This window comes from Bacillus cereus group sp. N21 (assembly GCF_016483395.1).
Classification (GTDB): domain Bacteria; phylum Bacillota; class Bacilli; order Bacillales; family Bacillaceae_G; genus Bacillus_A; species Bacillus_A pseudomycoides.
Genome location: NZ_JAEHBX010000073.1, coordinates 1 through 20,609, shown reverse-complemented (window position 1 = coordinate 20,609; position 20,609 = coordinate 1). Strand labels below are relative to the sequence as shown.

The following is a 20,609-nucleotide window of genomic DNA, read 5'->3' as shown; positions in this document are numbered from 1 at the left end:
TGGAATTGCATCATAATCTGTCATTGAATAGGCCATGTAGGTTCTATATCTCTATCAAATGGTTTTTGCACCAGAACCCCATTTCTTGTAATTAATCTCATGAAATTCATCTCCAATAATAGTAGGATGGAAAATGCTAAAAAACATTGTGCAGACAGGAAAAATTTCTTTTAGTTTTATTTCTTCTCTAACATCTCATAAAGGTGTTTGTACATCCCTTTGTATCCTTCAGACTGTCGAGTTGTTAGCTTAGTATTTACGTAGCTTTCAAGAAGCATATCAATAATACTGTTAATCGATGCCTTATCCATGCTTTCTTGTTCTTTTATAAACGGTTTAAGAGTATTTAGCTTTAATAAAACAGCTGGTGAAATTTTAGCAGTTTTAGATGGAACTAAACGCTGATCTGGTTTCTCAGGAACAGGTATTTTCCCTTTATTAATGATAGGAGTCATAACCTTTTTCTTAACAGGCTCATTATTACGGCCGAAATCGTTTGTTCCTTTTATCTGTACACCTTTGTCATTTAAAGTGTTTCCAGGTTTTGTGACTATAGGTTGAAATGGTGCTTTAGACATTATGAGCCTCCTCCTTAAGCATTAATAGTAGCAAAATAGTTTTCATGTTCATTAAGTTCGCTAAGAACATCGATGAATAGTTGATGAGCTTTTTCATCCCACATATCAATATTGCCGCTAACGTTAACATTTTTATGAATTCCTTCAATGTCGTACACTTTTAGACGCTCTTGATATCTCACAATTGTATCTAGAACGTTCCCACCATACATTTCCTGAGCTTGTTGTAATACTTTATTATCCACTCGTTTTCCTTGATGTAACATCATTGGAATAATACCTAAAACTTGTAGGTCTGCATCATATGTTTCTGCTAAGAACTGCATATAGGCGATATATGTTTGAGCACCTTCTAAAGATAATTCTTGTGTTTGTAGAACGATGATACAATAATCGGCTGCTATCATAGCGTTATCTGAGTAGTCACTGATTGTTGGTGGTACATCAATGTAAATACGATCATATTTATCTTTTAATGGTTCTAGTAATTTTTTTAAATATGTAATTTGTGCAAGTTCATCCTCTGGGAACATATCAAAGAGGATTTTTGATAGTTTTCTAAATGAAGTATTAGATGGAACAATGTCCAAATTCTCAATTACTGGAATAATTTCATTCTCTAAATTTTGATTTAGAAATGCATCCGTAATAGACTTATCAATTTGTTCAATGTCACCTGTTTTAGCAAGGACTCTTGTAGCGTTACCCTGAGGATCCATATCCACTAAAAGACATTTTTCATTAAATACTGTGGCAGCTTCATAAGCCAACATTGTAGCTGTTTTTGTTTTTCCAACTCCACCTTTAAAGTTACCAATTACGTATGTAGTTGCTTGTCTAGTCATTTTCGACATTCCTCCATAAAACTCCGAATAAGTATACCTTTGAGTAAAATGTAACATCTACATACAATATTCGCAACAGTATACCGTAGAAAAGTTTATGTTTTTTTAACGAATTTAACGAAAGAGTAGAAAAGTATACTTAAGCGTATTTTTTTTTTGTATACTTTTCTACTTTTCTACTTATACGTAATTTATAGAATGGGTTATTTTTCAGGTGATAAAGTATACATTTCTACCTATGCGTAGTTTATGATTGATTTCTCTATGTACTGGTAATTAAGGGTTAATTGAAGTTTCCAAGGAGGAATGAATTATAAATATGGGGTTTGAAGTCTACTTTTCTACTTATGCGTAAGTTAGAATAGGTATACCAAATTTGAAAGTCAAGTAGAAAAGTATACTTTTCTACTTTTTCGTAGTTCTACTTTTCTACTTATGCGTAGTTTTAAGTTGTCATTTCTTTATTTACAAACAAAAAAGCTTGTTGTAACGTAATACACAACAAGCATCATTCTACAAAACAAAACATATTTTGATATTTTAAATAAATGAAGATCGATAGAACAAAAGTAAAAACAATTGAATATGAAAGGAAAATAAAAAAGCCACTCCCATTTGCTATCGGCTACCAACCTTTAGCAGGAATGACTCAATTCTAGTAATTGCTACCAACACTTACTAGATATAACCTGTATTGACTCACAGGGTTTAGGTTTAAGTAGTGTACCACCACTATCTTCAACAAATGCCTTTTCACCGAGGCTTATTTTGATATACCCATTTTATCTATGATTTGGCTAAAATTCAACTAGTAAATGCTAGAATTGATTATTTTGTAGTCCAAAAGATATATAAAGGGCATCTCTAAACCTAGAAGTCTTGTGAATGTACAGGTTATTTAGGAATTGGAGATGTCTTTTTTGTTTTCTATTCAACGTGGAATTGCCTGAAACCACGTTAATAAAAACTGATAAGCCGTGATTCCGTGCTGCCATACATTTAGTGGGAACGTGTTACGGCGTGGCTTGCTGTTAGTCGTGCAGGGGGTACAGAGTATACGCCTACAAGAACAGCACCCCTCACTGGATTCCTATTCATTCGGTGAGGGTAGGTGAGAACTACCTTAAAAGGTTCGGGTGGTAGCCATTAGCATTACGGTGCTAGGGAACACGATCAACTTGTCGCACAGGGGTGGCTTTGTGTAGTGGACAAGTCTTAGGCAGGGGTCGTGTACGGTGAAAACTGTTAAGTGAATAGGGTCTATACATACGGATACCTTACAAGTGACCGCATGGTGAAAACAAAGACGCTTATCCTACCTATTTTGATTGATTACTTTTTTTGTGATCTTTCAGAGTAGGGGATAAATCTGTCTTCCAGCCATTTTCCTTAACCCTTCCCACATGATAAAAACCCTCAAAACCTTCAGTCAAGACAAATTACCAGGAATAGATGAAAAATATACGGTTTTATACTAATTTGAAATACCACTAGCTAAGATAGAGGAATAAATAAGGAAATTACCATTGGCTTACTTAGTGGATAAGGGGACTAATGGTTAAAATATGCTCTATTGTAGAATTTGGTTTAGTCAATCAAATATAGTACGTGAAATTATACTAGTTTAAGGGAATTCTTTTTTTACTTTTTGTGGAAAAACCAGTGTCATAATAGATATATTATTTGTTAGGAGTGTTATTAATGTATGATGAAAATTTTATTAATGATAATGGTAAAAAAGTAAGCGGAACAGCAGCTTACTTTTTTACCTGCAATTTCTGAAGCTTGAGGACCTAAGGAATATCTTTTAAAAAGTATGATAAGCAAATTAAAGAAGATATTATTTTTTCGATGAAAATTGAGGAAGTATGTGCATATGTTTGATTTAAACTCTCCATATATTTCAGATAAAGAATTTTATAGAATGGTATTAAATGATCTTCAGTATAGTTATTTAGAAGAAGGAACTGTAATAAATTCTAATATTGTTGAAGTATGGTAATGTTTTATCCCTGCACAATGTGTGGGGATTTTTTTATAAAGAAAAGACATCCTAAGGTGCCTTCCTCTGACTTGAACCACTTTACTTTTAATAATATGTATTGGGCGCCCAATACATATTATTATATTTTACGGAAAATAAAAACGGATTCATTAACCTGCTTAATAGTTTTATCTATAACTTCTTTATATGTATTAAACTCTTCATCTTTCATATCACCATTCATATACATAAAAATCAGTCGCAGTACTTCCAGTAGATACGTTAATAGGAGAAGAAGAAATTGTAATACTTCCTTCGTCGTAGTTTGATGTGAGGTTGATAGAAATCCCTAATCTAATATTTTTATTTTCACTTTCTTTCGGTTCGTCTTCTTTTGTTTTGTCAATCAGCTTTCTCATTTTTTCGAGAGAGTTTTAATTTTCTGCTTGTTCATCTTTTTTTGTTTCCCAAAAATTTATGGAATAATCCCATAGAGCTCCCTTTTTTTATCTAATAACAATCAAGTTTTCAATTTTTATTTTACCAAGTGCTAATACGCCTAAGTCTATTTCTTTATTTTATCAAGAACATCAGATAATTTTTTAAATTCTTTTTGATAATCACGTAATTGCTGCTTAGTTAAATTTTCATCTAAAGCAATTACACCACCATCTTTATCATTCTTTTTAATAAGCTCGTTGATTTTTTGTTTCCCAACTTTGGTGTTTTCATCAAGAATATAATCTTTTGAAGATTGTTCTTTATTTTCCAGTAACTTTGTCAATGATTTTAAAACAATATAATAAGGCCTGCTTCGATAATTTAAAGGTTTATGCTACGACTTCCATTGCGATCTTTGTGTTATCATCTATAGTCATCACTTACATGCCAACCTCCTCATGAAATATTTAACATATTATTCCATGAAACTAGGAAAGAGGGTATAATTTTGAGAAGAAAATATCGAGGTTTTAGCAAATGGGCAAGCTACGGGTTTGTCATGACAAACCCCAAAAACGTAGTTTTTGACCTGGTAGGAGATTCCTACGACCTTTACAAATATAAATAAGCGATTTTTTGCAAAATCACTTATTTATTTGTTGTCGCTTCGCTCGATTGTTTTAAAAAAGGAGTGTGTATTATGGCTAAAAGAAGAACAACATATTTACAAATGTCTTTAGAACATGAGGAAAAAGATTATATAAAAAATAAAGCAATCGAATTAGGCTATAAAAATGTTTCAGCTTTTCTTATTGATAGCGCAAAATCACATTTCAAACTTGAAGTGGATATGAAGGCTTATAGAGATTTAACTAAAGAAATAAATTACATTGGTAAGAATATAAATAGCCTAATTAGAAGGATCAATACAGATGGAATTTACACTGATAATGATATTGATTTCCTTAGGGTTAATCAGAAGAAAATCATAAAATTAATCAATACAGAATATGACCGATTACTTGATTTGAAAACCAAGTTTAATAGCGATAACTTGAGTAAAAAACAGAAGGAAAAATTAATTAAATCACTATCGGAAAATCAAATAGAGATACCAAAAAAATTAGTATTAGAAGAAGTGTACGAGAAGATAAAAGGAGATTTTGTTTATATTATAGAGTGTATTGAAAATTCGCCTGAACAAGATAAAGAAGTAACAGAATATGTATGGCAATATTTATATGGTGATACGCTATATAAGTTAGAAGATGACCAATTAATAAAATTGGCTGATAGTATTTTTATTTTTGCACAGAAAGTGAAATTTAAGTTATCCAAACTCAATAATGTTTTTTCAGATGATGATTGGTTTGAACTGAAAGATATATTAGATGAATATGAAATTTATTAATTAAGGATTGATTACAATGTCTATTGTTAAAATACAAAAAGTGGTTCTGTTGCAAAGTTTGAAAAAGCATAAACAGGTTGGTAAATGAGGAACAAGGTTTAGGAAGTAGCTAGTAATTGTTGAAGTTCATTGTATGTTGAAAAGGCGGAGTCTCTTTGCAGACTTCGCCTTTGTTTATATAAGGCATGAATGGTCTCGATACCTTTTATAGTACGTGAAGCATGACGAAGATTTGACAAAGCGCCGTTTTACATGTCGATGATCCTGTTCAATCAGGTTATTGAGATGCTTGATGGTACAATGTTTCGTACGCGCATAAAAGCCGTTCTTTTTCAGTTTTTTGAACGCACAAAGCAAGGATGGAGCCTTGTCTGTAGTAAGAACCGTTGGTTCTCCAAAAGTATTGACAAGTCGCTTCATGAACCCAACGCATGATTGTCGTAGGGTGAACGGAAATTCCTCGTTCTTGTAGAATCTCAGATACATCGCGATAGCTTAAAGAAAAACGACAGTAATAGCCAACGGCTACCAATATAATAGCTTTCTTGAACTGTTTCCCTTTAAAATATCGAACTTGTGATTATCCTCATTCTTTTTTCTAGAGTGTAGCTTCATTTAGAAAACTTTGCAACAGAATCATTATGAGTCTCCTTTTCTTTATGTTCAGGTATTTGAAGAGGATATTCCAAAGATATGGAAGTGGACTGAAGATCTAATACGTCCTGGCACTTGGGAGGTTGCAATTGGAAAAACGTTAGATAAAACTTTATATCATGATTTCGATCAAACACCTCATTTACTTATGGGTGGTTTAACAAGAATGGGAAAAACAGTGTTTCTGAAAGTACTCGTCACTACCCTTATCAAGTCAAATCCAAATCATACTCATTTTTTTATAATCGACCTTAAAGAAGAAGGATTAGAATTTACCGAATATCAGGATTTAAAGCAAGTTATAGAAGTTGCTGATAGCCCTGAGAAGGCACATGAAGTATTAGTTAAGGTTATGGCATTGATGCATCAGAGAGGAAAATTTATGAAGGAAAACAGAATGAAGAATATTGTCCAAACAAAAGAAAAAGATCGTTTTTTTGTTATCGTGGATGAGGGTGCTGTTTTGGCACCAGCTAAAGGTCTACCTAAAAACGTGAATAGAATGCTTGAAGAGTGTCAGTATATGCTCAGTCACATCTCAAGAATTGGTGGAGCATTAGGTGTACGTTTGATACTAGCTACTCAATACCCAACTGTAACCTCCGTACCTTCTGTTGTAAAACAAATGAGTGATGCAAAGTTAGGGTTTCGTTTACCAACTACAGTAGCTTCACAAGTTGGTTTAGATGAACCGGGATTGGAGGATTTACCCTCTTTACCAGGGAGAGCATTATTCAAAACTGATCGGATTCATGAGCTGCAAGTACCGTACCTTTCTGATGAAATAATGAGACAGCTTTTACGAGAATACGAGGTGATTAAACATCATGAGGCACCAGACGCTCAAACAGAAAACCAGACAGATAGAGATTTTATCCAGTTTAAATAGGTTAGAATTAGCCTCTAGAAGGCAATTACAAGCTATCCATAGTCTAGGTAGTATAAGGAACGAAAATCGTGTTCTGAAGGATCTACGGCAATATTGTCATATCACTTCGCATAATCGGGAATATATATTATCTCAATAAGAAAGGTCTTGCTCTTTTAGGATTAAATCCAGAGGAACGCAAAAAGAAACACCAACTTGAACATATTCTTTTAAGAAATGAAGCTTGGATGTGGCTTGGTTTTCCCGATTGGAAAACAGAGCAAGTTATAAAATTTAGATACCAAGATGAAGAAAAAACAATCGTACCAGATGTTTATTATGTAATAGATCAAGTACCTCATTTTGTTGAGATTGATAGACTGCAACACATGAAGGTAAATGAAGAAAAGATACAATATTATAGTTTGATTACAAAGATATATATAAAGCAAAGGGGCCTAACACCCAACATATTATTTTTTACAATATCAGATTATCGTGAAAAGAAATTAGAAAGCTACGGAATGAAGTATACTGCATATGTTCGTACATTCTTATTGAGAGAAGTATTATGAATGTAAAAGCACAAGATGAACGGTAATCCTTGTGCTTTTTACATGTCCCAAAAATCAGTTATTTTAGCGTTTCTGTCTACTTTTTAATAGCTCGAAAGATTTTTTGGATAACTGGGAAGCTTGGTGTGTGAGATTTATTATTACATAACCTTGAAATTGTATTACGGCTCACACCGGTTGCTTGTTCTAATTCTTGTTGCTCTATGCCGTTACGGTCTAACCACTTTCCTAATTTCGTACGATTTTTTTTATTTCCTTTCATGAAAGTGCCTTCCTTTCTCATACCCTATTTAACTTTTATTTTGGACACTTTCAATTAAATTTATACACCTTCACCTTGAATGGTGCATAGAATAAAAATAGATAAAGAGAATAAGAGATTTTTTGTAATTATTTTATGGAATATGGCATACATAATAATAGCTACAAGATGCGAATACGCTAAAATATAATTGCATCTTGTTGCAAAGGATATTCCTATAAAATAAAAAGCTAAACCCCCTTATATACCAAGGGGGTTTAGCTTTTTATCAATTGAAGGCTAGAATATTATGTTTTGTTCAATGAAAATTAAGCTAGTCGAAATTTTGCTATTTTTCATTTTTTTGTTATCGTTGATACTTTTGTAATTCTTTTAATAACTGTTGGCGCTCTGTTTCTATATCCTTCTCTGAATGTTGTTGTATTTCAACTGCATTTGGGTATTCATTTTTTTGCTTATGTAGCCATTCAGGAATCATCTCTTGTCTATTTGTTTTCTTGTTCTTTTGTTTAGATTTAGGGATTAAATCTAATAATTTTTTCTCTTGTTTTCTTCGAAGTTCAAGATCTGTTATCTTATTTTCTATGGATGTAATTAAGTAATTTTCATAATTTGGTACAGTACCTTTTTTATAGTTATTAATACATTTTTTTAATACAGAATCAAATGATCTCTTTTGTATTTTACCTTTAAAAATATCTCGAACTTTATTGGTAATCCATAAAATATCGTCATCAGATAAAGATGGTGTATATACAGTATTCATTTGTGTTGCATTAATAATTTTTGAATTTTGAATATCCTTTGTATCTGAATGTAAAACGTTCGGTATATCTTCATCATCAATATTTGTTATTTTTTCTTTTGTATATATTGTTTTTGTAGCTGTACCGACAGTACAGTACTGAGAGTACTGTACTGTCGGTACAGTAGTAATTTTTTTTAGAACTTTCGACTGATGTACATTTAGTACATCAGTTAAATCTTGAGGGATATCAAGGGTTCCGCCATTCATTAAGCTCAAAGATTTGACGGAAGATCCCGAATTTATTAGTTCCGATATTGATTCTAGAATGAACGCGGAAAATTCTTCGGAAATGAATGGAATATCTGAAACATTATAAAAGGATTGTTTTTTTCCATTTATGTAACAATTAAAACCAATTATATAGTTTTTACTTGCAAGTTCTTTCCAAGCTGCATCTATATTTTTTCTACTAAACTTTTTATATAATTGTGTTTTATAAATTATCCAATCACTTGGTAAACTCATAAGGTGAGAAAGGAGCCCAATTGCTCGTAAATCAATTAAGTCATTTTGTAATGGGTTATTGTGTATCTGAGCATATTGATTTGTATGACGTCTTTTAATTATATTACTCATGATATTTTCTCTCCTTTTAAAGACAAAAAGAAAAAGCATTTTTTCTATTTTTAGTTATAAGAAACTACACCTCTTGAAAATTCGCTATGGAAAATGTACACTATATGTAATAAGTTTATAAAACAAAATTTATAGGAAGCGTTTTAATTCATTGGGAGTTGTTCTGTACCGGCCAAAGTATGAAATAACTTCTTTTTCTTTTGTCTTTTTTATATTAATTGTTATAGATTAATAGTCAAATTCAAAATACGGATGTTATCCATTATTATGTGAAAAATATCTAATTGATAATTGTGAAAAAATTCCGAAAATGTTTTCTGTATTACCTTACCACATTAATGAAATCATGGATAAAATATGCAAATTTTCATATTTTATCCATGATTTTATATTATAAAGGAATATTTTAGTAATTTCTTTATCATGTTCCGACAGAAGATTCCCTCCTCAAAAATTTAAAAAGTGAGGTGCAACTCATGTTAGTAAATAAGGCATATAAATTTCGTATCTATCCAAATAAGGAACAGGAAATATGAATTGCTAAAACCATCGGTTGCAGTCGATTTGTATTTAATTGTTTTCTTACTCTGCTGAGCTAACTCAATTAAAGAAGCAACAGGATACGATTGGGTTAAAAGAAGTCGATAGTATTGCTCTTCGATCAACATTGAAAAGTCTCGCAGATGCTTTTTCACGTTTTTTCAAGAAACAGAATGATATGCCACGTTTCAATTCTAAAAAGAATAAAGTTAAATCATACACAACCAAGCAAACAAACAAACGGAAATATTGCTATTGTAGACAACAAAAAATACCTAAACTTGGAATTGTTCCCTTTTTCTAGAGTATAGCTTCGTTTTAGAAACTTTGCAACAGAACCGAAAAAAGATGCCAAACGGCATCTGAGTAATATAATAAGTTAGGTTTGTACAATAGAGTCCCATTGCTTATCTTATATGAACTAAACTTTGATATGTATTAATTTGACCATAACCAAAGTAAATATCTTTTCCCTTAGGACCTAAATCTTTCGCCCCTCTTTGTAAAAAATAATTAATTTGTTGTATAGACGGTTTCTTGTGATGAATTTCTTTATATCTTGAGATAATGAGTGCTGCGGTCGCAGATACTTGTGGCGCTGCTAAACTGGTTCCTAAGGATAATGAATACCCTTTAGGGATTCCAACAGCTTGATCTAGCTCAGTATTATTTAGTGTAACAGGATGTGTTACTAAAATCATCTCTTGTATATCAAGTTCTTGTTCAGTATCGAATTTTTTTCCGAAGTATCCTGTAGGTGCAGAAAAATCTATTGTTTGTCCATAATTTGAATAGCGAGCAAACTTACCACTTTTTTCCGTAGAAGATACTATGATAGGACTAGTAAAACTCGCTGGAATTTGAATTTTTGAAGTAGTATTACCATTTTCTTCGATTTTTTGAGGGTGACTTAAATCAATACTATCATTTCCAGCTGAAGCAATAACTAATACTCCATTTTTTTGAGCATATTGGATTGCCTTTTTATATAGTTTAATAGTTGCCTTGTCTGATTTATTATTAATAGATTTGAAAGTACCTAAGCTTAAATTAATAATATCATTATCATCTTTAACTGCTTGAATAATTGCTTTAACTACCCAATCAGATTCTCCATCTCCTGTACCAAAAACTTTATAAGGTATGATTGTAGTATTTGGAGCAATCCCTTTTATATTTCCTTGTGCTGCTATAATTCCAGCAACTTGTGTACCGTGCCCTAGTTTATCTTCAAGTGTTGGATCACCTGTAACAAATGATTTTCCTTTGGTTACATCTATACTTCTTTGTAAATCTGGATGTGTAATATCCACTCCGCTATCAATTAAACCTATTAAAATATTTTTATTTCCCTTTTGTATGTCATACGATTTATAGTTATTAGTTACATTAGAGATATGCCATGTGAAATTTTGATAGAATTGTTCTTGAGTACTAAGAGCATTTGATGATAAACTCATATGCTCTTGTGTTTTATGAATACGAGTATTATTAGTGTTTTCAGATACAGGTGTTACATAGGTGTTTGTTCCGTAATCCTCAATATCATTTGGGAATTTTTCTTTTATGAAATCTATTATTTTTTTCGTATTCAAATCATTATTCATTTTTAAATTAATAGTACCAATTTCAGGTATCTGTTCTATTTTTACATTTTTAAACTCTTGGTGTACGGCTTCTTTTATCGTATTTGTTGAATTTGTGTTCTTTAATATAATAAATATAGAATTACCTCTGCTATCTGCAGCAGCAGAATTAATATCCGTAATACTGCTAAATACAAATGCTAACATAAACATAAGAAAAAGTTTTTTAGAAAAATTCATTAACTATACTCCTGTGAAATATTTTAATTAGTAGATTAATCAGAAAACAAGCACCTCGTTTTTAATTTTATAAACGAGGTGCTTGTTTAATATTATGAAAATAGGATATCTTCAACGTTGAAAGATAATTAATTTCTAAATGTATTTAGAAATTAGTTACAGTTAGAACAAGACACAAGTGAGCAACCACAAGTGAAAGTTTTGCAATTTTTAATAGATTGTTTGATTGTTTGGCCAATTGTTGTCCAAGTTTGAGGTGATACATCACCAGCAGCAGCCTTAGTTTTTAAATTCACATCAAGATCAAAAGCTTTAATTTTTTCCATGTTAATTCCTCCAAATATTTTTTATCGGAATATTCCGTCTACTAAATTTAAAACCATTTTTTTCCACAAGTCAATACTTTTTTGTAATAAATGTATTTATTTGCAGTAATAACAAAAAATGAATTTTCTTAATAATCCATTATATGGAATATTCCACCTCATAAATTTACCTTTATATCCAAAAAAAGTCAATACTTTTTTTGTAATAAAAAGAATATTATACTAATAGAGAAAATAAAAAACAGTCAGACTTCTATTTGTCTTTTAAATTAAACAATAAACTTAATCGAGGTGATATTAATTGTCAAATTCAAATACACATTCAAATTTACAATTTGAATGCCAAGACTTTTTTATGTTAAGGACCCCATTACTGCCAATTAATAAATATTTAGAAGTATTTAATCCGGATGGGAAATCAGATGTTGAAAAATTAGAAAATATAAACAAAAAAATTGTTAAGTTAATAGAAGATCCTTTAATTAGGGAAGCCATTGCAGTAGCTAGTCCAAGCTTATGTAAGTCTCTACCACATATTCAAGAAGAAAAGGACAGTAAGAAAAAGAAACAAGCATTATTCAGCTTTATACGTTTTTTAATACGTATGATGACACGTCCAACTCCCTATGGGTTATTTGCGGGAGTATCAAAAGGTGATTTTGCTACTCATACTAAGGTGAAATTAACAAACTACAATCAATTTAAAAAAAGAGTGCGTCCAGATATGGAATGGTTATATGAGATAATAAAATTGTTAGAGAGCAATCCAATGGTTATTAATCAGGTTAAAGTTTTCTTTAACCAAGCTACATATATACATGGCGATCGTCTTAAATTGTCATATCATACTATGCTAGGGAAACAATCTAATGAGGCAGAAGAAATTGAAAGTGTTAATGTGCGTTTTTCAGATGCCCTTGAAGAAGTAAAAAAATTGACTCAAAACTCTATTACGTTTTCTCAGCTACAGCTTCAACTGCAAAAAAAGTATGAGGATGTGCCTTTAGTTGTAATAGAGGAGTTTCTTAAGACATTAATAACTCAAGAAATCTTATTAACTGAATTACGACCTCCTTTAGTTAATACATCAACATTCGACTATTTGATGAACACAATATCCTCCATAGAAGGAATAGATGAGTTCAAAAAAAGTCTGGGGGAAATTTCTAATTTAATAAGCGATTACAATAGCACCAGTATTGGTAAAGGGGAAAAATTATATAATCATATTAATTCAAAAATGAGTAAATTAGTAGAGAATACAACAAGTAACATACAAGTGGATCTAGCACTTGGAGATAATAATGAAATTAATCTTAATAAAAACATAAAAAATGAAATTGAGAGTGTAGCTAATCTATTTTGGGAGATTAGTTTACAAAATAGTTATTCACCTCTTACTGAATATCGAAATGCCTTTATAGAAAAATATGGCGTTTATCAAGAGGTACCATTGTTAGAATTACTAGATAGAGATATGGGATTAGGTGTACCAGCCACATATGAATCATCTCATAGGAATGGTTTATATCACCCTATACATGGTGAAGAAAGTAATCAGCAAAAGTTAATTACAAGTTGGGCATTGGAGGCAATTTATAATAGAGAACACGAAATTAATCTAACCGATGAGAAGCTTGCAAAGCTTAGGGATTCCAATAAAAAAGTTCAACATATCAAAGCGTCGTCTATGGAACTATATTTTACATTAGCTTCTAACAGTTCTGAGGAAATTGATGCAGGTAACTATCAATTAACTTTGAGCCCAAATCCTGGTTCAAATGCTGTTGGGCAAACATTTGGTCGTTTCATGGATTTATTCAGTGATGACGATTCTTTGAGAAGCGAATTAAAAAAAGTGCAACAGGAAAATAATTTGTTTTATAAAGAAGCAATCCATGCCGAATTAGTTTATTTACCTAACAAGGGTCGTACAGCTAATATTGCAACAACAGGAAGTGTTAAACCATATGAAATTGCAATAGGAACTATGGCCTCTAAAGATGAATCTCATGTTATTCCACTTTCAGACTTATATATTGGAGCAGCCCATAATCATTTTTATATCTACTCTAAAAAATTAGATAGAGAAATTATACCAACCACAAGTCATATGTTGAACACTCAGTTAGGGCCAAGTATATTTCGTTTTCTGAGTGATATTATTCAAGAGCGAGAGGGATCCTGGTCAAAAATTAATTTTGGTAAATTAGAAGATTCTCCTATGCTACCAAGAATTAGATTAGGTAAAGTCATTTTGTCACCTGCTAGGTGGTTGTTAAAACATGATTTTTTAAATGTAAATAATAATAGTTTTACAGAATGGACTCATGCATTCAAAGAATGGCAAAAAAATTGGAATGTTCCTCAATATATTTATTTAGTAGAATTTGATAACCGATTATTACTAGATCTAAATAATCCTTTACATCTTGAGATTGTAAAACAAGAGTTAGATAAAGTTGGAAAAGATCGAGCGTTAAAATTAATTGAAATTGAGGGAGATATAGATGCTCATTGGGTAGAAGGTTCAGATGGTAAATATATCATGGAAGGTGTATTTCCATTAGTACGTAAACAAGAAGTTTCAAAATCAACTTCACAAATATCGCTAGATAATAACTATATAAGAAGAAATGCCTACATTCCGTATCAACAAAGAGTAAAATTCCTAGGGAGTGATTGGTTATTTATAAAGCTTTATGGAATGAGTGAGAGAGAAGAAGAATTCTTAAGTGAAGAATTGAAACCATGGATTGAAAATTGTAAGGATAAAAATTGGGCAGACTATTTATTCTTTATGCGCTATTCAGATCCTGAGCCTCACATTCGACTACGCTTTCATGGAGATCCTGATTTGCTTATACATCAAGGTATCCCAGAAATAATTACTTGGACCAATGATTTAAAAATTAAAGGATTATTAAATAGATTGGTAATAGATGCATATGACCCAGAAATAGAGAGATATGGTGGAAATGCCTTAATAGGGCATGCAGAAAAGCTATTTTACACTGATAGTAATATCGTTTTAGAATGGTTAAAATGGAAAAAAACAGATACACCAGAAGTAAGTACTGAGTTATTTGGTGTGGTTAGTACCATACATTATTTAGAAGGATTTAATTTATCATTTGAAGAACAATTAGCATGGTTAGAACGTTATGTGGATTATAAAAAGCACTTAAAGGAGTTCCGAAAAAATAGAAATACGTATATGAAATATGGAAATTCACAGGATGATTGGCAAACACTTCGATCAGTTCCAGAAGGGGAATCACTATACAGACTATTGAAATTAAGAAATGAAACCACCATGGAATACCTAGCAGCAATTAATCAAGTTAAATTAGCAGACAATTTAAGTAATGATTTCAATGATATTGTTGCTAGTGTAATTCATTTACATTTAAATCGTTTAGTTGGTATTGACCGAGAAAGAGAAGATAAAATTATGACTTTAGCGTACCATACTTTAAGAAACTTACGTTATACGAGGGAAATTGCTCATGCATAATATGATAAAAGAAGATGAACAATTAAATATATCACAAGTATTTAGATCTTTTAAGTTTTTACCAAGGGTTTTCCATTTGTTATGGAAAACCCATCCTGCTTTTTTTATACTAGTTCTATTTATTAATGGTTTACAAGGTTTTATACCAGCAGCTATGTTACTTGCAACTCAAAAACTAATTAATACCGTGGCTCTCTCGCAAAATGAAAGTAATTTTGAACCGATTACTATAGCAATTTTAATCCTTGTAGGAATTGGTTTATTTAATGAGATTTTGAGTACAATTGAAGATTATATTAATACTGTATTTGAATCTATGTTAGTTATTCGAATTAATGAAAATTTAATGAATAAGTCTACATCCTTATCATTAAGCCAATTTGAAGATTCGGAAGTTCAAAATCTATTAAAAAGAGCGCAATCTGAGGCTAGTTATCGGCCATATCAAATTTTAGGTGGAATTACTACTTTATATAGTGGGTGTATTACACTTGTTTCTACCGTAATAATTGTGTTTACATGGAATGCTTGGGTTGCAAGTGTTCTAATTTTCACACCAGTTATTTTTTTCTATTGGTTTTTACGCTTGGCGCAATTAGAATTCAAAGTACACTATGATCGGGCACATCGAGAGAGGGAATCATGGTATTTATCGTTTCTAACAACAAAAGATACAACATTTAAAGAAATTAAATTGTTTCAGCTAGGTAAGCACCTAATAAGTCGTTATCAAAAAATTAATAAATATTTTTTAAATCAAGATAAGGAATTGGCTAGAAGACGACTGAGACTTTCTTTTGTATTTCAACTTATAAATCAACTTTTAATGGGATGTATAATTTTTTTAATTGCACTCTCAGCTTTTACAAAGCAAATTTTAATCGGTAATGTAGTGGGATTAATTCAAGCTTGTACCAATACGCTTTCTGCGTCTCAAGGTATTGTAAGGGCTATATTATCTTTTTGTCAAAATAATTTATATTTACAACAATTATTTACTTTTTTAGATTTGCCGGAGGAACAGAAGAAACAATCGAACCTTGCTAATATTCCTACAGCGTTCAATGAGAAAATTAATACCATTGATATTTGTAATCTAACATTTACTTATCCTAATACAGACAAAAGAGCTTTACGTAATATAAATATCTCTTTAAAAAAAGGTGAAACTGTAGCGATAATAGGAAAAAATGGTTCTGGAAAGTCTACATTAGTAAAATGTCTATTACAATTATATACGAATTATAGTGGAGAAATATTAGTAAATGGACGAAAGCTTACTGAAATTGAACCATTAGATTATACCAGTAAAATAGGAGCTGTCTTTCAAGATTTTGTGCATTTTGAACTATCAGCTAGAGATAATATAGGGTTTGGAGATACAAAATTTTTACAAGACGATATATCTTTATATAACGCAGCTGAGAATGCTGGTATTTCTTCGCTAGTCAAGCAGTTACCAAAACAATTGGATACACAACTGGGTAAATGGTTTGATGACGGTTACCAATTGTCAGGCGGACAATGGCAGAGGATTGCTATTGCTAGAGCATTTGTGCGAGATGCTGATATATATATTTTGGATGAACCAAGTGCAGCCCTGGATCCAGAAGCTGAAAAAGATGTATTTAATCGTTTTAAACAACTTGTTGAAGATCGTATTGGAATATTTATTTCACATCGATATTCGTCTGTCCGATATGCAGATAAAATTATTGTAATGGAAGACGGTGAAATTAAGGAATTTGGTAATCATGATAGCTTAATTAAGGAATGTGGTATTTATGCTGAATTATACAATATGCAAGCAGAAGCATTTCTAAGTAATAATGTAGAATTACAAACTAATTAGGAAAAATTACTTTTTTATAAATAACTATACCGGAGGTAAACAATGGTTAAATTACAAAATTCTTTTCTTATACAAGATCAGCAACTGAAAGAACGTATATGGAATATTGTTCTTTCTACTGCTGAAAAATTTAAAGATATTGATAAAATTGAACAGCTTATGATGGAAAATATAGATCCAGATTCAAGAGAACTTTATAGTAATTCCCTTGGTTCTGGGTATCCAGGTATCTGTTTACTATTAGGCGAATTAGATCGTATAAACCCAGAAGGAGATTGGGACTTAGCTGCACTTGAATATTTAAAACGTATACAAAATAATTTACAAACTGGTTCAATAAACTCTTTATCCTTGTTTAATGGGTTAACTGGTATTATGATGGGAATAAATGCATGTTCCAGATCCGGAACTAGGTATCAAAATTTTTTAACACAATTAAAAGAATTCTTTTTAGAGGTTTATCCTACTATGTTACAGGATTCATTCATGAGGACAAAAGATGGAGCAAAAATGGAGGATTATGATGTTATAAGTGGATGGACTGGAATTGGACGTTCATTACTATTGTTTTCAAATGAACCCGAAATTGAGATAGCTTTAAAACAAATACTAGAATATATAGTGAAACTTAGTGAAAATAAACAAATAAATAATTTTCTAATACCTTCCTGGTACCTATCCAAAGATAACTTATTTTTAGAAAGTGAAAAAAAACTTCATCCTAATGGAATCTTTAATTGCGGATTATCACACGGAGTATCTGGGATTTTATCTTTCTTATCAATTGCTAGCCAGCATAAAATAACAGTCTCTAATCATCACGAAGCAATTGAGAAAATCGCTACATGGCTTATAGGTTGGATTCAAGAAGAAAAAGGTGTGAAATTCATACCAAATGTTATTAGTTTAGAAGATTATTTAGCAGATTCATATACAGGAGGTTTTCAACATAGAGATGCTTGGTGTTATGGTTCACCAGGAGTTGCTCGAGTTTTATGGTTGGCTGGGGAAACTCTAAATAGAAATGATTTAAAACTTGAAGCTTTGTCTCTATGTAAATCTACTTTCCAACGTTCGCCTGAGACGTGGGGAATCTATTCATCTACGTTTTGTCATGGATATGCAGGTCTATTGTCATTAACACAGGAAATGTGGAGAGTATCAGGAGATGTAGATTTAGAAATACATAGAAATGAATTGGTTTATAAACTTTTGGAAACTTTTGATACACTAGCGCCTTTAAATTTTTATGACTCTGAGTTTAATTCAAGTCATAAAGAAATACAAAATTATACAAAAGTAGGATTAATTGAAGGAACTACAGGTATTTTATTATCACTTCTTTCCACTATTAATCCTAATTGTACCTGGGAAAGTGCATTTTTAATAAAATAACATTAAAGAAAGGATTTTTATATGCTTCGAGAGATGATTCAAATTGGTTGGGATATAATTACTCTAAATACACCCATGTATCTGAATTTTTGGATTCTAATTATCTATATACTCAGCGTGTTAGAAGGGATTTTTACATCTATTCAAAAAGGACGTCCACTAATAAGAGTAATAGTTTATGCGTTGATAGAAAGACTCATCCTTACCATTGTTGCAATAACAGTCATAGGTTTTATATTACGTGTCATCAATTTACTTTTACCAGGGCATATACAACCTTACAATCAGAATAATTTAGTACTATTGAGCTTAATGATTATTACAACTTCTATTGTATTAGATTTTATTATTAGAGTTATTGTGAAAAATAAACATTTAGATATAATACTAGTGGTAGTAATAATTGGAGTTGTTGTTTCCATAGGTTGCTTATGGGGGCTTACATTAATTTTTAATTCTGTAATATCACTTAGTTTCGTAGTTATACTATTGATAAGTGTTATTTTGACGTTATTTTTAACTATAACCTATTGCTTTAGGTGATGTTAATTTAAAGATATAAAACGGGGTAACGTCAGGAAAATGCGGATTTACAACGTTAAAATATTTGAGACAAATTAACAAACTAAGACCAAAAATAGAAAACTTCTAACAATTATTACATAAGATTAATGTTCAACTTTCAAGAATTGCGGAAGCTGTTACTTCTCATGATGAAGAATTGTCACGTAATTTCGGTTTGAAATAAGAAATGCTGCAATCCCTATAAAAAGAGTTTTAAATGAGCCATGCAACTTTTATTGTATGGCTCATTTAGTTTTTTATAATAAAGATGCTGGAATGTAAACTAATTATGAAAAGATTATTTCCAAAGAAGAAAAGGCATCTTAATGAGTGCCTTTTCTTCTAATTGCACCACTTCACGTTCAATTAGTTAAGAATATAACATTTTATAATTTCATGTACCATAATTCGTATCAAAAATAAAAAACACTTATTTACTAAGGGATTGAATAGACCTAAATTATGTGTTTATAACGAGATTGTATGTTTTGTTTTTGGGGGGATGAAATGATGTCCAATTACTCAAAATGCATGAATCGAATGATATTCTGTATCGATCTTTGTTCATTTTTCGCCAGTTGTGCTTGTGTTATGCGGGGATTAGATCCTTTGAAAGTGAAACTGGCTGTTGTTGGAGACGTAATAGGGATTTCTAAGAGCAATCGGAACAGATGTACTTAAAGTAACAAAAACGTATTATGGTGAATCAAGGCTTTTTTATCCAGCTTTGCCTAGGAGAACTTCTCGAACAGATTTTGAAACAATTACAGCCTGGAGAAACATTTGAATTAAAAAATACTTATATTGGTGATAAACAACAACTGTTTGCATGCGTCATTGTTAATCGATTAACTGAAAAACAACTTCAAAAACGACGAGCGAAAATCACAGAAAAAGAAAAATCTAAAAATAGAACGTAATCAGAGACAAGTAAAATTGTAGTGGGATTAAATGTGTACATGGCGAAGACACCTTGAGAATGGGTTCCGATGGAACAAGTACATGAGGGTTCCGGTGCAAGAAATTCAAGATACATGCAAGTAATCTCCTAACCTTGGACATACTGATAGTATTACTCTAGAAAAAGGTGTGTGATCGATATGGAAAAGGAAAATTTGTTCAAATGGAAGCATTACCAGCCGGAACTAATCTTATTAACAGTAAGATGGTACCTACGGTACAATTTGAGCTTCCGTAACCTGGTGGAAATGATGGAGGAACGAGGCTTATCCATGGCTCACACAACGATTATGCGATGGGTTCATCAATATGGACCTCAATTAGAAGAGAAAGTACGACATCATCTTAAAACAACAAATGATTCATGGAGAGTCGATGAAACTTATATTAAAGTGAAAGGGCAATGGATGTATGTATATCGTGCCGTTGATTCAGAAGGGAATACCATTGATTTTTATCTAAGTAAATCAAGAGATAAACAAGCAGCGGTTCTGGTGCAAAAACTTTAATATACGTGTAAGTAATCTCTAACACCTGGACATACTGATCCTATTACTCTAGAAAAGGTGTGATCGGTATGGCAAAGGAACATGTATTCAAGTGGAAACATTATCAGCCTGATGTTAT

The 20,609-nt window shown here is 31.4% G+C and carries 13 protein-coding genes and 7 pseudogenes; 11 read left to right on the top strand and 9 right to left on the bottom strand.

Translation table 11 applies throughout. The annotated features are described in order from the left end of the window. Window positions 1–176: 176 nt before the first annotated feature. The 4 genes from JDS96_RS25725 to JDS96_RS25710 all read right to left on the bottom strand — a co-directional run bounded on the left by JDS96_RS25725 (window position 177) and on the right by JDS96_RS25710 (window position 4,191). Window positions 177–578 (bottom strand): hypothetical protein, encoded by a 402-nt coding sequence (locus JDS96_RS25725; protein ID WP_199668469.1) that lies wholly within the window; start codon window positions 576–578, stop codon window positions 177–179. A 14-nt stretch (window positions 579–592) separates the two neighbouring features. Then, window positions 593–1,423 (bottom strand): ParA family protein, encoded by an 831-nt coding sequence (locus JDS96_RS25720; RefSeq protein ID WP_000198083.1) that lies wholly within the window; start codon window positions 1,421–1,423, stop codon window positions 593–595. 2,217 nt (window positions 1,424–3,640) lie between these two features. After that, window positions 3,641–3,826, bottom strand: coding sequence for a hypothetical protein (locus tag JDS96_RS25715; protein WP_242479996.1), 186 nt, complete (start codon window positions 3,824–3,826; stop codon window positions 3,641–3,643). A 146-nt stretch (window positions 3,827–3,972) separates the two neighbouring features. Then, complete coding sequence (locus JDS96_RS25710; RefSeq protein WP_242479995.1) at window positions 3,973–4,191, bottom strand: hypothetical protein; 219 nt, start codon at window positions 4,189–4,191, stop codon at window positions 3,973–3,975. A gap of 357 nt (window positions 4,192–4,548) precedes the next feature. Here JDS96_RS25710 and JDS96_RS25705 point away from each other — a divergent pair, with 357 nt between their 5' ends. Next, window positions 4,549–5,259 carry a hypothetical protein gene (locus JDS96_RS25705; RefSeq protein ID WP_199668468.1) on the top strand — a complete coding sequence of 237 codons (711 nt, stop codon included), beginning with the start codon at window positions 4,549–4,551 and terminating at the stop codon, window positions 5,257–5,259. Between the two features lie 98 nt (window positions 5,260–5,357). Here the strand turns inward: JDS96_RS25705 and JDS96_RS25700 are convergent. Next, a pseudogene (locus JDS96_RS25700) lies at window positions 5,358–5,797 on the bottom strand (DDE-type integrase/transposase/recombinase). An 87-nt stretch (window positions 5,798–5,884) separates the two neighbouring features. On the opposite strand from JDS96_RS25700, the gene JDS96_RS25695 reads away from it, so the two are divergent. Further along, the gene (locus tag JDS96_RS25695; protein ID WP_199668467.1) at window positions 5,885–6,802 is read left to right on the top strand and encodes an FtsK/SpoIIIE domain-containing protein; all 918 of its coding nucleotides are present in this window, start codon (window positions 5,885–5,887) and stop codon (window positions 6,800–6,802) included. Then, window positions 6,741–7,356, top strand: a pseudogene (locus tag JDS96_RS25690) (replication-relaxation family protein). The gene JDS96_RS25695 and the pseudogene JDS96_RS25690 overlap by 62 nt, the downstream one beginning before the upstream one ends. Before the next feature lie 76 nt (window positions 7,357–7,432). On the opposite strand, the gene JDS96_RS25685 reads toward JDS96_RS25690, so the two are convergent. Together JDS96_RS25685 and JDS96_RS25680 are read right to left on the bottom strand one after the other, a co-directional pair. After that, a complete protein-coding gene (locus JDS96_RS25685) occupies window positions 7,433–7,618 on the bottom strand; it encodes a helix-turn-helix domain-containing protein (RefSeq protein WP_199668466.1) in 186 nt (61 codons plus the stop codon). A 346-nt stretch (window positions 7,619–7,964) separates the two neighbouring features. Beyond that, window positions 7,965–9,002 (bottom strand): hypothetical protein, encoded by a 1,038-nt coding sequence (locus JDS96_RS25680; RefSeq protein WP_199668465.1) that lies wholly within the window; start codon window positions 9,000–9,002, stop codon window positions 7,965–7,967. A gap of 476 nt (window positions 9,003–9,478) precedes the next feature. Between JDS96_RS25680 and JDS96_RS25675 the strand changes: the two are divergent. Next, a pseudogene (locus JDS96_RS25675) lies at window positions 9,479–9,840 on the top strand (helix-turn-helix domain-containing protein); the annotation flags it as partial. A gap of 109 nt (window positions 9,841–9,949) precedes the next feature. Here JDS96_RS25675 and JDS96_RS25670 read toward each other — a convergent pair. Beyond that, window positions 9,950–11,368, bottom strand: coding sequence for a S8 family serine peptidase (locus tag JDS96_RS25670; protein WP_199668464.1), 1,419 nt, complete (start codon window positions 11,366–11,368; stop codon window positions 9,950–9,952). A 152-nt stretch (window positions 11,369–11,520) separates the two neighbouring features. Continuing rightward, on the bottom strand, window positions 11,521–11,694 hold the full coding sequence (locus tag JDS96_RS25665) for an FDLD family class I lanthipeptide (protein ID WP_199668463.1): 174 nt from the start codon (window positions 11,692–11,694) through the stop codon (window positions 11,521–11,523). Between the two features lie 301 nt (window positions 11,695–11,995). Here JDS96_RS25665 and JDS96_RS25660 point away from each other — a divergent pair, with 301 nt between their 5' ends. The 7 genes and pseudogenes from JDS96_RS25660 to JDS96_RS25640 form a co-directional block, all read left to right on the top strand. Next, a complete protein-coding gene (locus JDS96_RS25660) occupies window positions 11,996–15,211 on the top strand; it encodes a lantibiotic dehydratase (protein ID WP_199668462.1) in 3,216 nt (1,071 codons plus the stop codon). After that, entirely contained in the window at window positions 15,204–17,063 is a 1,860-nt protein-coding gene (locus JDS96_RS25655; protein ID WP_199668461.1) for an ABC transporter ATP-binding protein, read from the top strand. Before JDS96_RS25660 ends, JDS96_RS25655 begins: the two co-directional genes overlap by 8 nt. A 42-nt stretch (window positions 17,064–17,105) precedes the next feature. Beyond that, window positions 17,106–18,458 (top strand): lanthionine synthetase C family protein, encoded by a 1,353-nt coding sequence (locus JDS96_RS25650; RefSeq protein ID WP_199668460.1) that lies wholly within the window; start codon window positions 17,106–17,108, stop codon window positions 18,456–18,458. A gap of 610 nt (window positions 18,459–19,068) precedes the next feature. After that, window positions 19,069–19,206, top strand: a pseudogene (locus JDS96_RS32480) (WXG100 family type VII secretion target); the annotation flags it as partial. A gap of 326 nt (window positions 19,207–19,532) precedes the next feature. Further along, a pseudogene (locus tag JDS96_RS32475) lies at window positions 19,533–19,664 on the top strand (Y-family DNA polymerase); the annotation flags it as partial. A 101-nt stretch (window positions 19,665–19,765) separates the two neighbouring features. Continuing rightward, window positions 19,766–19,996, top strand: a pseudogene (locus JDS96_RS25645) (IS4 family transposase); the annotation flags it as partial. A gap of 126 nt (window positions 19,997–20,122) precedes the next feature. After that, a pseudogene (locus tag JDS96_RS25640) lies at window positions 20,123–20,470 on the top strand (IS6 family transposase); the annotation flags it as partial. Window positions 20,471–20,609: the final 139 nt, after the last annotated feature.

Excerpts from the sequence above, each read along its gene's own strand:
- JDS96_RS25725 (WP_199668469.1), bottom strand. The coding sequence starts at position 578 with ATGTCTAAAGCACCATTTCAACCTATAGTCACAAAACCTGGAAACACT.
- JDS96_RS25720 (WP_000198083.1), bottom strand. The coding sequence starts at position 1,423 with ATGACTAGACAAGCAACTACATACGTAATTGGTAACTTTAAAGGTGGA.
- JDS96_RS25715 (WP_242479996.1), bottom strand. The coding sequence starts at position 3,826 with ATGAGAAAGCTGATTGACAAAACAAAAGAAGACGAACCGAAAGAAAGT.
- JDS96_RS25705 (WP_199668468.1), top strand. The coding sequence starts at position 4,549 with ATGGCTAAAAGAAGAACAACATATTTACAAATGTCTTTAGAACATGAG.
- JDS96_RS25685 (WP_199668466.1), bottom strand. The coding sequence starts at position 7,618 with ATGAAAGGAAATAAAAAAAATCGTACGAAATTAGGAAAGTGGTTAGAC.
- JDS96_RS25680 (WP_199668465.1), bottom strand. The coding sequence starts at position 9,002 with ATGAGTAATATAATTAAAAGACGTCATACAAATCAATATGCTCAGATA.
- JDS96_RS25670 (WP_199668464.1), bottom strand. The coding sequence starts at position 11,368 with ATGAATTTTTCTAAAAAACTTTTTCTTATGTTTATGTTAGCATTTGTA.
- JDS96_RS25665 (WP_199668463.1), bottom strand. The coding sequence starts at position 11,694 with ATGGAAAAAATTAAAGCTTTTGATCTTGATGTGAATTTAAAAACTAAG.
- JDS96_RS25655 (WP_199668461.1), top strand. The coding sequence starts at position 15,204 with ATGCATAATATGATAAAAGAAGATGAACAATTAAATATATCACAAGTA.
- JDS96_RS25650 (WP_199668460.1), top strand. The coding sequence starts at position 17,106 with ATGGTTAAATTACAAAATTCTTTTCTTATACAAGATCAGCAACTGAAA.